Source organism: Microvirga sp. VF16 (assembly GCF_016864375.1).
GTDB lineage: Bacteria > Pseudomonadota > Alphaproteobacteria > Rhizobiales > Beijerinckiaceae > Microvirga.
The window spans coordinates 1589859-1602024 of the sequence record NZ_CP069354.1 but is presented as its reverse complement, the minus strand read 5'-3'; the positions used below and the strand labels follow the sequence as shown (position 1 = coordinate 1602024).

The following is a 12166-nucleotide window of genomic DNA, read 5'->3' as shown; positions in this document are numbered from 1 at the left end:
GAAAGTGCGGTTTTATGCGGTCCGGTAAGCCCCAGGCGTCACGCCCATCCGGGCCTTGAAGATACGGTTGAGGTGGCTCTGGTCGAAAAAGCCGCAGGCGGCGGCCACATCGCCGGGCGTCTCGCCCTGCGCCAACAGCCGCGTCGCGGCGCGGAAGCGCCGGTCGAGGAGATAGGCGTGCGGCGTCAGGCCGGTTTCCTTGGCAAAGGCGCGGATGAAGTGGCTGCGGGACAATCCTGCCAGATTCGCGAGATTGGCGAGGTCCGCCTCCTCTCCGATATGGGCATCGAGATAGTCGCGGACCCGCAGGATGCTCTTCGAACCGTAACGGACGGCCGGCAGGGCATCGAGATCAGCCCAGCGGGCGATCAGACGGCTCAGGAAATCGATCAATCGGGTGTCCTGCTCCATCTCGGAGGTCCAGCCCTCGTCCTGGCGAAGGCAGGCATGGAGCTTGACCTGAGCCTGGAAAAGCTCTGGATCCTTGATCACCGAATGCGGGAACCAGGGAGCGCGGGAGAGCGGCCGCCCGGCCACATCCTCGGCGATCTCCTGCATCAGCTCGGACGAGGGATAGAAGGTTCGGTACTCGAACCCGCCGCCATAGGGCTCCCCGTCATGGATCTCGTCAGGGCAGACGACCGCCACGGAGCCTGCTGGCGCATAATGCTGCTCGCCGCGGTGGAAGAAGGTCTCGCAGCCGGCCAGGACCGCCGCGATGGCGTAGGTGTCGTGGCTGTGGCGGGCATAGGCGTGACGGCGGAAGGTCGCACGCAGGCAATCGAGATCGCGAAAGCGCGGCACTCGCCAGAAATGCGTCACGTCGCCCGCCCCGACCAGTTCGGGATCGAGCGAGACCTCGGGGGTGATCACCGTCATGGCCGCCACCATGCCACATCATTGCGCTCAAGTCTTGGACAGAAGTCTCACCCCCGTCCCACGAGGGCGAACCAGCCGTCCTCGTCCATGACCTGAAGCCCGAGTTCAGCCGCCTTGGCGAGCTTCGAGCCCGCGCCGGGCCCGGCCACCACGATATCCGTCTTCTTGGACACGGACCCCGCCACCTTGGCCCCAAGCCGCTCGGCCATGGCCTTGGCCTCCTCGCGGGTCATCTGCTCGAGCGAGCCGGTGAACACCACGGTCTTGCCCGCCACGGGCGAATTCGCGGCGGCGGGCGCCTCCATCGGCTCGACGGTCACTTCGGCAAGAAGCGCATCGAGCAGCTCCTCGTTGTGCTTTTCCTTGAAGAATTCAACGACGGCTTCCGCCACTACCGGCCCGATGCCGCCGATGGCGGTGAGTTCCGCATGCGCTTCCGAAGTCTCATCCGCTGCCGCCTGCGCCGTTTCGCGCAAATGCTCGAAGGTGCCGAAATGGCGCGCGAGCAGTCGTGCCGAAGTCTCGCCGATATGCGGGATGCCGAGCGCGAAGATGAAGCGGTTGAGCGCAATCGAGCGGCGCTCTTCGATGGCGGCGAAGAGATTCTTCGCACTCGTCTCGCCCCACCCTTCCCGGTTCTCCAGACGCTTGAGGCTCTTCGCATTGCGGGCCTGCAGCGTAAAAATATCCTGCGGTCGCTGGACGAGACCCTCCTCGTAGAATTCGTCGATGCGCTGCCCGCCTAAGCCTTCAATGTCGAAAGCATTGCGCGACACGAAATGCTTCAGTCGCTCGCGGGCCTGGGCCGCGCAGATGAGACCGCCGGTGCAGCGCCGCACCGCATCCTCCTTGCCAGTGCGCGGATTGACCTCGCGCACGGCGTGGCTGTGACAAATCGGGCATGTGGTCGGAAACTTGTACGGCTTCGCGTCATCGGGGCGCTTCTCCAGCACCACGTCGAGCACCTTCGGAATCACGTCACCGGCGCGATTGATGATCACCGTATCGCCGATGCGGATGTCGATTCCGTTGCGGATCTTTTCGCCGTTGCCGCCGATGCCCTTGATGTAATCCTCGTTGTGCAGGGTCGCGTTCGACACGACGACGCCGCCGACGGTGACGGGCTTCAAGCGCGCAATCGGATTGAGCGATCCCGTACGGCCCACATTGATCTCGATGCCTTCCAACACCGTCACGGCTTTCTGCGCCGGGAACTTGTGCGCCAGCGCCCAGCGCGGCGAGCGTGAGACGAAGCCGAGACGCTGCTGCAGGCTCAAGTCGTCGACCTTGTAGACGACGCCATCGATGTCGTAGCCGAGATTGGCGCGGTCGGTTTCGATGGCGTGATAATGCTCCAGCATCTCCGCAATGCTCGTGCAGCGGCGGGTGAGCGGATTGACCTTGAGGCCGAAGCTCTTGAAGCATTCCATCATGCCGTGTTGCGTGTCGGCCGGCATCTTGCTCACCTCGCCCCAGGCATAGGCGAAGAAGCGCAACGGGCGCGATGCGGTGATCGACGAATCGAGCTGACGCAGGCTGCCCGCCGCCGCGTTGCGCGGATTGGCAAAGAGTGGTTTGCCGGCTGCTTCCTGCCGCGCATTGATCGCCGCGAAATCCTCGTGCGAGAGATAGACCTCGCCGCGCACTTCCAGGGTCTCGGGAATATCCTTGCCTCGCAGCCTGTGCGGAATGTCCCCCACCGTTCGGGCGTTGTTCGTCACGTCCTCGCCCACAGCACCGTCGCCGCGGGTGGCGGCGGAGACGAGCTTGCCGTCCTCGTAGCGCAGGCTGAGCGACAGGCCGTCGATCTTCGGCTCTGCCGTGAAGGCGAGCGGCGCATCGGCCTTCCATTGCAGGAAGCGACGGATGCGCTCCACAAATTCCTCCACCTCCTCGTCCGCGAAGGCATTGCCGAGCGAGAGCATCGGCACCCGGTGGCGGATCTTGCCGAATTTCTCCGACACCTTGGAGCCGACCTTCTCGGTCAGGCTCTCGGGCGATTTCAACTCGGGGAACTGGTCCTCGACGGCCTCGTAGCGCTTGCGCAGGACATCGTAGTCCGCATCCGAGATGCTCGGCGCATCCTCTTCGTAATAGAGCCGATCGTGCTCCTTGATCTCGGCGCCGAGCACCTCGTGCTCGATCCGCGCCTCATCGGGCGTCAGGTGGTCGACAGGCTTTTGAGAGATGTTGCTGCGTGGGGGCATGATCGAATCGTACGTGTGGGTGTTTGAACCATAGCGCTCCGCGACAGAGTCTCCAGGGGTGAGGAAACACTTGCGCCCGCCATCCACCGTCATCCCGGACGGCGAAGCCGATCCGGGATCGTTGACAGGATGTGGCTTCTGAGCCTCGACGCAGTCATCCCCGCGCAGGCGGGGATCCAGAACCGCCGACGGTGCCGGACTGATTGAACGTCGTGGTTATGGATCCCGGGCTCCGCTGCGCAGCCCCGGGATGACAGTGCTGGACTGGTTTGCCCCGATCCCGGATCGGCTGACGCCGTCCGGGATGACGTTCCTTCATCCGCCTCTCCGGCGTCATCCCCGTCCCCGGACTTGATCCGGGGATCAGTCCCGGGGATCCACGTCTTCTTCGGCATCCGGGTGAAGACGTGGATGGCCAGATCACATCCGGCCATGACGGCGCGGGTGTCAAAGAGCCAGCACCTGTGGGCCCGCAGCGTGAGCTGCGAGCCTGAGGGTTGATCGAGGGTGGCGCGACGGGCAGCCCGGCTCGATGTCTGTGGTGATTGGGAAGAGCCGGGAAGCCTCTTCGCGCACGGCTTCTTTAGGCGGACAGGAGAGGCCGGCTCAGTCAACCGCCGCAGGCGGTGACCGTCTGCGCGACGGCGGCCTGCGACCGATCCCGACCACCGACCCACATCCTGGGCCTCCCGTCGAAGCCGATTGCGAGTCAGCCTCACGGGACCGTGCCTGCTCCCACACTGCGACGCCTCGCGAGCGCGCCCCTCGATAGGAGCAGATCTAAGGCAACGATATAGCCGAGGTTAGGAACCTTGTCAAGAACAAAAGATGAACATAACATTGCTCTGCTCTGCCGACCCTCTCCCCGACGTCATGGCCGGCCTCGTGCCGGCCATCCACGCCTTTTGCAGTGTTGTGGCTCCAAAGACGTGGATCCCCGGGACAAGCCCGGGGACGGGGATGACGGCGGAGAGGGCGGAAGTTGGTGTCATTCCCCGCCGGAGCGCAGCGGAGGGAAGGGAATCCATAACGCGGAGCCCGAACGTGGATCCCCTTCCCGGCCTTTCGGCCGCCGGGGATGACACTGCCCGATGATAGACGGCACTATCAACTCACGCGGACGCCGCAGGTTTCGACCGCGAAAGGCCGTTCAACGCGCTGCGCAGATTGTCCGGCCCCAATCCCGACATGCCGGCCTCGACATCACCGTGAAGGTCGCGCCAGATCGGAATGGCTAAGGCCAGGACTTCCCTCCCCTTGTCGGTGAGGCGCAACAGACGGCTGCGACGGTCATCCGGATCCTTGGCAATGGCGACCAAGCCGTCGCGCTCGAGCGGCTTCAGGGCTGCGGTCAGGGTCGTGCGGTCCATAGCCAGAAGCTTGGCCACCGGCGCGATGGGCGGCGGCGCCGGGCGGTTGAGGGCGTTCAGCAGCGAGAACTGTCCGGAGGTCAGGCCGACCGGCCGTAGAGCATCATCGAACAGGCGCGAGAGCGCGCGGGCGGCGCGCTGGACATGCAGACACAGGCAGGTATCGCGCACCAGATGGGTTGTCTCGAAGGGAACGTCTCGGGGGTTTGACATGGCTCAATTATGTTGATATCAACTTAATTGTCAAGAATAAGAGACGCCAAAGCGTCACAAACTCAAGCTTTACTGCCTCAAAACCCAAGGGAGATACGCGATGAAGTATGTCGATGGCTTTGTGCTCGCCGTGCCGGCTGACAAGAAGGAAGTCTATCGCAAGCACGCCGCCGAGGCTGCGCCGCTGTTCAAGGAATTCGGTGCCACCCGCATGGTGGAATGCTGGGGCGACGATGTGCCGGACGGCAAGGTGACGGATTTCCGCCGCGCCGTGGATGCCAAGGACGACGAGGTCGTCGTGTTCAGCTGGATCGAATATCCGTCCAAGGAAGTCCGCGACGCAGCCAACCAGAAGATCATGACCGATCCGCGCATGCAGGCCATGGGCGAGCAGATGCCCTTCGATGGCAAGCGCATGATCTTCGGCGGGTTCCTGCCGATCCTCGACGTCTAGAGCATCGGACCCAAAAGTGGACCCACTTTTGGGATCTGATCCTATGCTCCACCCTTTGAAGAGCGCATCGTTCGAAGCGGAAAACCGGGTCCACTTTTTCGCACGGTGCGCTAGCCTCTCGCGAGCCAAGATCTGCCGAAGAAAACCCGGTCCACTTTTCAGCAAGGAGATGCACCATGGCCAACAGACATGGCGATTTCATCTGGTATGAGCTCCTGACCACCGACGCCGATGCAGCGGCCCGTTTCTATGAGACAGTTATTGGCTGGAAGGCCCGGGCTTTCGAAGGCTCCGACATCGGCTACAGGCTCTTCGCGATAGGGAGCACGGACATTGCCGGTTTCATGCCGATCCCGGCTGACGCCAAAGGCATGCGTCCGGGATGGCTGGGCTATGTCGGGGTCGACGACGTCGATTCCATCGCGGCCGAGATCGTCCAGGCCGGAGGCACGCAGCATATGCCGCCGACCGACATTCCCGGCGTCGGCCGCTTCGCGATGGTCGCGGATCCGCAAGGTGTCGTGTTCTATGTGATGCGCGGCACAATGGAAGGAACGAGCACCTCCTTCTCGCCGAACGAAACCGGGCATTGCCAGTGGAACGAGCTTTCCACCTCGGATCAGGCCGCGGCACTCGCCTTCTACAAATCCCGCTTCGGCTGGGAGAAGGGCGATGCGATGCCCATGGGCGAGATGGGTGACTACCAGTTCATCAACCATCACGGCCAGACGATCGGCGCTGTCATGCGACGCACGCCCGACGGACCGCCACCGGCGTGGAACTTCTACTTCGGCGTCAATGACATCGATGTGGCCGCGCGGGCCGTATCCGGCCATGGCGGCACGATCCATTACGGCCCTGCCGAAGTGCCGGGCAACATCTTCATCATCGTCGCCAGCGATCCGCAGGGAGCCATGTTCGGCCTCGTCGGCCCACGCATACCAGCGTGATCCAGTTTGCGACCACATCGCACGTGAATCTGTCCAAGGAGCTTTTCCATGGCCGATAAACTTGTTCCCGCTGCAGAACTCGCCCGCCGCTCGCCGGTGCGCTTTCCGAACGAGAGCGCCGAATACCGCGCCGCACGCACGGCTCTGCTGGCGGAAGAGATCGAATTGCGCCGCCATCTGGAACGCGTGGCGGCGCAACGGCGCGCCCTGCCGCCCGGCGGCGAGGTGACAGGCGATTACCGTTTCGAAGGCGAGAACGGCCCGGTGAGCTTTGCCGACCTCTTCGGCGACAAGCAGTCGCTCGCCGTCTACAGCTACATGTTCGGCCCGCAGCGCGAGCGCCCCTGCCCCATGTGCACCAATCTTCTCGGTGCGCTCGAAGGCAACGCGGCCGATGTTCAGCAACGTATGGCGCTCGCCGTCGTTGCCCGCTCTCCGATCGAGCGGCTGATCGCCTGGAAGAAGGAACGCGGCTGGAAGAACCTGCGGCTCTACACGGACCTCAACGGCAACTATTCCCGCGATTATCACGGCGTGCTGCCGGACGGGTCCGAGATCCCGAGCTTCAACGTCTTCACCCGCCGCGACGGGACCATCCGCCATTTCTGGAGCGGCGAGATGACCGGCGATTCCGTCGATCCCGGCCAGGATCCTCGCGGCGCTCCTGACCTCGCACCCTTATGGAACGTGCTTGACATGACTCCCGAAGGACGTGGCACGGATTGGTATCCGAAGCTGAATTACGGGGCGTGAGTTTCTGGACGAAGGGGAAGTTCGATGCGGACGACGAGCCCGCATCGATCAGGTTTGTTTTGCAGCGATATGCGGCCTCCCATCCGGGCCGCCAAGGCTTTGACGATTGAAAGCCCAAGGCCCGTTCCTTCCTGTTCGTGATCGCCGCGAACAAAAGGGTCGCACACACGTTCGAGCAATTCGTTCGAGATCCCAGGGCCGGTATCGGCAATCTCGATCTGCTCCTGTTCTTTTGCCCGTCGGGCAGAGACGGTGATCTGACCACCAGGTGGCGTGTAGCGAATGGCATTGTCGAGGAGGTTGGAAAACATCGCGACGAGATCCTGCCGTTCGGCATGCACCACTCCGGTCGGTAACGCGATGGAATCAAGCCTGATGCTTTTGCTCTCTGCCAAGGGAGCGACGCCACGCATCGCTTCCTGCAGCGCGTCGGCAAGCCCAACCCGCTGTGGCGCCTCTATCGACACGGGGGTCTCCGCGCGGGCAAGCGTCAGAAGCTGGTTCGTCAGAGTCGACATCTTCCGAAGCGCAAGATCCATATCATCCAGAATTTCTGTCGTCGCTTCGCCATTCGACGCGTGTCGCAGAGTACCGGCCTGAATTCGAAGAGCTGTCAGTGGCGTGCGCAGCTGATGTGCCGCGTTGGAGACAAAGCGCTGCTGCGATGCAAGCAGTTCCGCGAGTCGCTCGAGCGCCTTGTTCATCGCCTGGATGAGGGGAGCGATTTCGCTAGGCACATCCGATGTGGCCAGTTGCCGTGTGGAATCGGGCTTGCGAGCCATGAGTTGGCTGGTCAAGGCATCCACAGGCGTGAGGATCCGGCCCACGAGCCAGCGCACGAGAAGCGCCGATACGGGGATGAGGAACAGGACGATGATGATCGCTGGCAAGGCCGCCATCAGAGCAAGTTCCTGACGCACGCTGGCCCTTTGAGAAACCTGAACGGTGCCGTCGTCCAGGACCCAGGTGTAACTGCGCCACTGCCCGCTCGGTGCACCGAAATTCGCGAATCCGGTCGCCGCCTGACGCGGCAAATCGAATCCTGGAGGAAAAGATTTCAGCAGGCGCCCGTCCGCGTCCCAGCTTTGAACGACAATCATATCGTCCGATTCGAGCGGTGGCGCCGGCATCTGTGCCAGATCGTCGACCGAACTGACCACGTTGAAAGCGATCTCGCGCATCTGATTATCGAGGAAGTTGTCCGGATCCTGCTGAGCCACGATGTAGGCTCCGAAGCCACCGAGCAAGCCGAACAAGATCAACAGAGCGGTGAACCATACCGTGAGACGCGTGCGGAGCGAGTTGCGATGCTTCATTTCATCACCATCCAGCCGACTCCGCGGACATTGCGGATGATATCGTTGTCGAACTTCCGACGGATGTAGTGGATCAGCACGTCCACCGCGTTGCTCTCAACCTCATCTCCCCAACCGTAGAGAGCATCCTCGAGCTGCTTGCGCGACAGGATGGCTCCGGGTCTTTTAAGCAGCGCTTGAAGGAGTGCAAACTCTCGCGCAGGGAGAAGCTGCGTGATTCCTTTATAGCTTGCCTCATGAGCTGCGAGATCGAGAACGATTTCAGAGGATCGGATTTGCGATGTCGAATGTCCCGCATGGCGCCTGACGACAGCCCGAATCCGGGCTGCGAGTTCATCGAAATCGAACGGCTTCACGATGAAGTCGTCCGCTCCCAGATCCAGGCCCGCGACGCGGATTTCGACATCATCGCGCGCCGTGATGATCAGCACCGGCGTCCCATCCTTGCTGCGCCGCATTTCCTTCAGCACATCGAGACCGGATGTACCCGGAAGACCGAGATCCAGCAGGACCGCCGAGTAGCAGTTCGCGCTCAAGGCAGTGAGCGCGTCGTCCCCTGAGCGGATCCAGTCGATTGCGGCGCCGGAGCCCTCGAAGGCTCGCGTCAGGCTGCGTCCGATCAACGGATCATCTTCGACCAGCAAAACCCGCATGATGGTTGCTCACGATGCAAGGTGAGTTCAATCCAAATCCGGCGGAAATTCAACGATGCAATTTGCCGCCTGAAGCGGTCGTCCTTCGCCCTCATTCTCTCCTAAGTCGCACGTCCTAAGGTTTTTATCCGGCACCCCCGAGGTGCTGTCATTGAATGGAGAGATCCCATGAAAAAGCTTCTCATCGCCGCTTCGACCCTGGCTTTTCTCGCAGCGGCTCCGCTGACCGCACAGGCGGCAACATCAGGAGCTTCGGCGATGCCGTCACAAAACTCCAAGCATGCCACCGTCCGGCATCATACAGCCGCGAAGAAGGGTCACATCAACGAGGCGAAGAAGAACGTTTCATGTCCTGCCGGGTCGACGAACGCGGCCTGCCACCCGTCATCGACAGGTGCCATTCGCTAGAGCATCGGACCCAAAAGCGGACCCGCATCGGGGACCTAATCCGATGCTCCACTCTTTGAAGAGCGCATCGGTCCCGAGAACAAGCTCACTTTGAGATCGAGCCGATGCTCATCTTAAATGGATATCGTGCGAAAAGCCGGATCCACTTTCGCACGATATGTCCGCCACGGGGTGGCAATGAAGAAGGTAGAGGTTAGTGCGCGGCGGCTTCCAGCAGCCGCGCCGCAGCCGCGCGGGCTTCTTCGGTGATCGTCGCACCCGCAAGCATGCGGGCGATTTCTTCGCGACGGGGCGTCGCTTCAAGCGGAATGACCCGCGTCGCGACCCGGTCCTCTTTTCCGCGCACGCCTTCCTTGGCGATGAGGAAATGGCTGCCAGCCTTGGCGGCGACCTGGGGCGCGTGGGTGACGGCCATGACCTGAACCTTCCCCGCCAGGCGTGCGAGGCGCTGGCCGATGGCGTCCGCCACCGCGCCGCCGACGCCGGTGTCGATTTCGTCGAATACCAGGGTTGGGGCCGAGCCCTTGTCCGCCAGCACGACCTTCAGGGCCAGCATGAAGCGGGAGAGTTCGCCGCCCGAGGCCACCTTCATGAGGGGACCCGGCCGGGTCCCCGGATTGGTCTGGGCCCAGAACTCGACCCGTTCGAACCCGCTCGGATCGCGGCTGGTCTCGTCGATCTGGATATCCGTGATGAAGCGGGCACGCTCCAGCTTGAGAGGCGGCAGCTCGGTCTGGACGGCGGTATCGAGGGCCTGGGCGGCCTTCCTGCGGCCGGCCGACAGGACTTTAGCGGCCTTCACATAGGCCTCGTCGGCTTCCTTCAGGGCCTTCTCCAGAGTTCCCAGCTGCTCCTCACCCGCATCGATGGCGGCGACATCCTCCTCGAAGCGCTGGCGCAGGGCGGCGAGCTCGTCGGCGGGAACATCGTACTTGCGGGCGGCGGCGCGGAGGGCGAAGAGGCGCTCCTCCGTCTGTTCCAGCTCGCGCGGGTCATATTCGGTGGCGCGGATCGCCTCTTCGAGGGCCGCCCTCGCCTCGTCGATGGCGACAAGCGCCGCATCCAAGGCCTTCACGCTGGGCTCCACGAGAGCCGGTGCCTGGGCACCACGGCGCTCCAGCTTGCGCACGGCGGCCGAGAGCTCGTTGACCGGAGATGTGTTGCCGGCGACGACCTCATAGGCCTCGTTGAGGTCCTGGGCCACCTTTTCCGATTGCATCATGATTACGCGGCGCTCGGCGAGGGCTTCCTCCTCGCCCGCCTGCGGGTTGAGCGTTGTCAGCTCCTCGACCGCATGGCGCAGGAAATCGGCCTCCTTGCGCGCCTTGTCGATGCGGCTGCGGTGCTCATGCAGGGCATGCCGCGCCTCGCGGACACGGCGCGAGGCCTCACCCACGGCCTGAATTTCACCCGATAGGCCCCCGAAGGCATCGAGGATGGTGCGGTGCGTCGCAGGATCGACCAGGGCGCGATCGTCGTGCTGGCCGTGGATCTCGACCAGGGTCGCGCCGATGGCCTTGAGCACCTGCACGCTGACAGGCTGATCATTGACGAAGGCGCGGGTGCGCCCATCGGCCACCTGCACGCGGCGCAGGATCAGGTCGCCGTCGACATCGATATCGGCCTCCGTGGCGATGCGACGGGCCGGATGGTCGAGCGGGCAGTCGAAGACGGCCGTAACCTGGCCTTGGTTCTCGCCATGGCGCACGAGGCTGCCGTCGCCGCGGCCGCCGAGGGCCAGGGCGAAGGCATCGAGCAGGATGGATTTGCCAGCGCCGGTCTCACCCGTGAGGACGCTCAGCCCCTCATGGAAGTGAAGCTCAAGCCTGTCGATGAGGACGATATCGCGGATCGCCAGCTGGATCAGCATGGAAGGTGAGGCTTAACCCGTGCGCTGACCGACCTGGGGAACGCCGCGGAAGGCCTTGCTGATCCAGGACTGGGAATCCTCGCGCGGCTCGACGCCGCCCTTGGTCAGCAGAGCATGGGCGTCCTTGTACCAGGGACTGTCAGGGAAGTTGTGGCCGAGAACGGCAGCAGCAGTCTGCGCCTCGTTGACGATGCCCATGGCCATGTAGGCCTCGGTGAGACGCTCGAGAGCCTCTTCCACGTGACGGGTCGTCTGATAGCGCGAAACCACGTTGCGGAAGCGGTTGATGGCGCCTGCATAGTTGCGCTTCTGCAGGTAGAAGCGGCCGACCTCCAGTTCCTTTGCGGCGAGCTGGTCGCTGGCGACCTGGAGCTTCTTGCGGGCATCCGCGACGTATTCGGAAGTCGGATAGCGCTGGATCAGCTCCTGCAGCGTCAGGATGGCACGCTCGGACTTCTCCTGATCGCGGGTGATGTCCGGGATCTGGTCGTAATAGGACGACGCCATCAGGTAATAGGCGTAGGCCGCATCGGACGTGTTCGGATAGCTCTGGAGATAGCGGCGGGATGCCGTGATCGATTCCTCATAGAAGCCGCCCTCGTAATTGGCGTAGGCCTCCATGATCAGCCCCTTACGGGACCATTCGGAATACGGGTACTGCTTATCGAGGCTGGCGAATTTCTTCACCGCACCGTCGAAATCGCCTTTCTGCACCCGGGCGAGACCATCGTTGTAGATCTCCTCTGCGGGGGCACCCGTCACGATCTCGGGCTTGTAGGTTTCGCTCTTGTCGAACGGGTTCAGCGACGAAAGGGATTCGCAGCCCGCGAGCCCCAAGGCGCAGACGCCAAGGATCAGAGCGCGGGCGGACGCGCCTTTCATACCTGCATAAGCCTTCGCGAACGACATGCCTCGCGGTCCTCCAAAAACCGTGCCCGATGTTTTAACGATGCACCAGGGTTCTTTAGCCCAAGCATAGGGGCAGAGCCAAGCCCATACGTTAGGGTTTTATCCAACAGGAATTAAGAAAGCCTGCATGACATCATGCGGCCAATGGGCGCTCGGGCTTCGCCGCGGGGTGAGTGCCGCCCGA

Annotated in this window: 11 protein-coding genes; 4 read left to right on the top strand and 7 right to left on the bottom strand. The window is 62.9% G+C overall.

Annotation, left to right across the window (positions count from 1 at the left end; genetic code table 11):
- Positions 1-12: 12 nt before the first annotated feature.
- The 3 genes from JO965_RS07630 to JO965_RS07620 all read right to left on the bottom strand — a co-directional run bounded on the left by JO965_RS07630 (position 13) and on the right by JO965_RS07620 (position 4669).
- Entirely contained in the window at positions 13-879 is an 867-nt protein-coding gene (locus tag JO965_RS07630) for an AraC family transcriptional regulator (protein ID WP_203443082.1), read from the bottom strand.
- A 47-nt stretch (positions 880-926) separates the two neighbouring features.
- Positions 927-3086 (bottom strand): NAD-dependent DNA ligase LigA, encoded by a 2160-nt coding sequence (gene ligA / locus JO965_RS07625; RefSeq protein ID WP_203443081.1) that lies wholly within the window; start codon positions 3084-3086, stop codon positions 927-929.
- 1112 nt (positions 3087-4198) lie between these two features.
- On the bottom strand, positions 4199-4669 hold the full coding sequence (locus JO965_RS07620) for a MarR family winged helix-turn-helix transcriptional regulator (protein ID WP_203443080.1): 471 nt from the start codon (positions 4667-4669) through the stop codon (positions 4199-4201).
- 100 nt (positions 4670-4769) lie between these two features.
- Between JO965_RS07620 and JO965_RS07615 the strand changes: the two genes are divergently transcribed.
- The 3 genes from JO965_RS07615 to JO965_RS07605 all read left to right on the top strand — a co-directional run bounded on the left by JO965_RS07615 (position 4770) and on the right by JO965_RS07605 (position 6826).
- On the top strand, positions 4770-5123 hold the full coding sequence (locus JO965_RS07615) for a DUF1428 domain-containing protein (protein WP_203443079.1): 354 nt from the start codon (positions 4770-4772) through the stop codon (positions 5121-5123).
- Positions 5124-5299: 176 nt separating this feature from the next.
- Positions 5300-6073, top strand: coding sequence for a VOC family protein (locus JO965_RS07610; RefSeq protein WP_203443078.1), 774 nt, complete (start codon positions 5300-5302; stop codon positions 6071-6073).
- 48 nt (positions 6074-6121) lie between these two features.
- Positions 6122-6826, top strand: coding sequence for a DUF899 family protein (locus tag JO965_RS07605; RefSeq protein ID WP_203443077.1), 705 nt, complete (start codon positions 6122-6124; stop codon positions 6824-6826).
- Here the strand turns inward: JO965_RS07605 and JO965_RS07600 are convergent.
- Positions 6814-8007: a HAMP domain-containing sensor histidine kinase gene (locus JO965_RS07600; protein WP_203443076.1), complete on the bottom strand. Its 1194-nt coding sequence runs from the start codon at positions 8005-8007 to the stop codon at positions 6814-6816. The two genes, JO965_RS07605 and JO965_RS07600, sit on opposite strands and share 13 nt — an antisense overlap.
- Positions 8008-8138: 131 nt before the next feature.
- Entirely contained in the window at positions 8139-8795 is a 657-nt protein-coding gene (locus JO965_RS07595) for a response regulator transcription factor (protein WP_203443075.1), read from the bottom strand.
- 168 nt (positions 8796-8963) lie between these two features.
- On the opposite strand from JO965_RS07595, the gene JO965_RS07590 reads away from it, so the two are divergent.
- On the top strand, positions 8964-9203 hold the full coding sequence (locus JO965_RS07590; protein ID WP_203443074.1) for a hypothetical protein: 240 nt from the start codon (positions 8964-8966) through the stop codon (positions 9201-9203).
- Between the two features lie 193 nt (positions 9204-9396).
- Here JO965_RS07590 and recN read toward each other — a convergent pair whose 3' ends face one another.
- Together recN and JO965_RS07580 are read right to left on the bottom strand one after the other, a co-directional pair.
- Positions 9397-11073, bottom strand: a complete 1677-nt coding sequence (recN, locus tag JO965_RS07585; protein ID WP_203443073.1) for a DNA repair protein RecN — start codon at positions 11071-11073, stop codon at positions 9397-9399.
- 12 nt (positions 11074-11085) lie between these two features.
- A complete protein-coding gene (locus tag JO965_RS07580; protein WP_203443072.1) occupies positions 11086-11982 on the bottom strand; it encodes an outer membrane protein assembly factor BamD in 897 nt (298 codons plus the stop codon).
- Between the last annotated feature and the right edge of the window lie 184 nt (positions 11983-12166).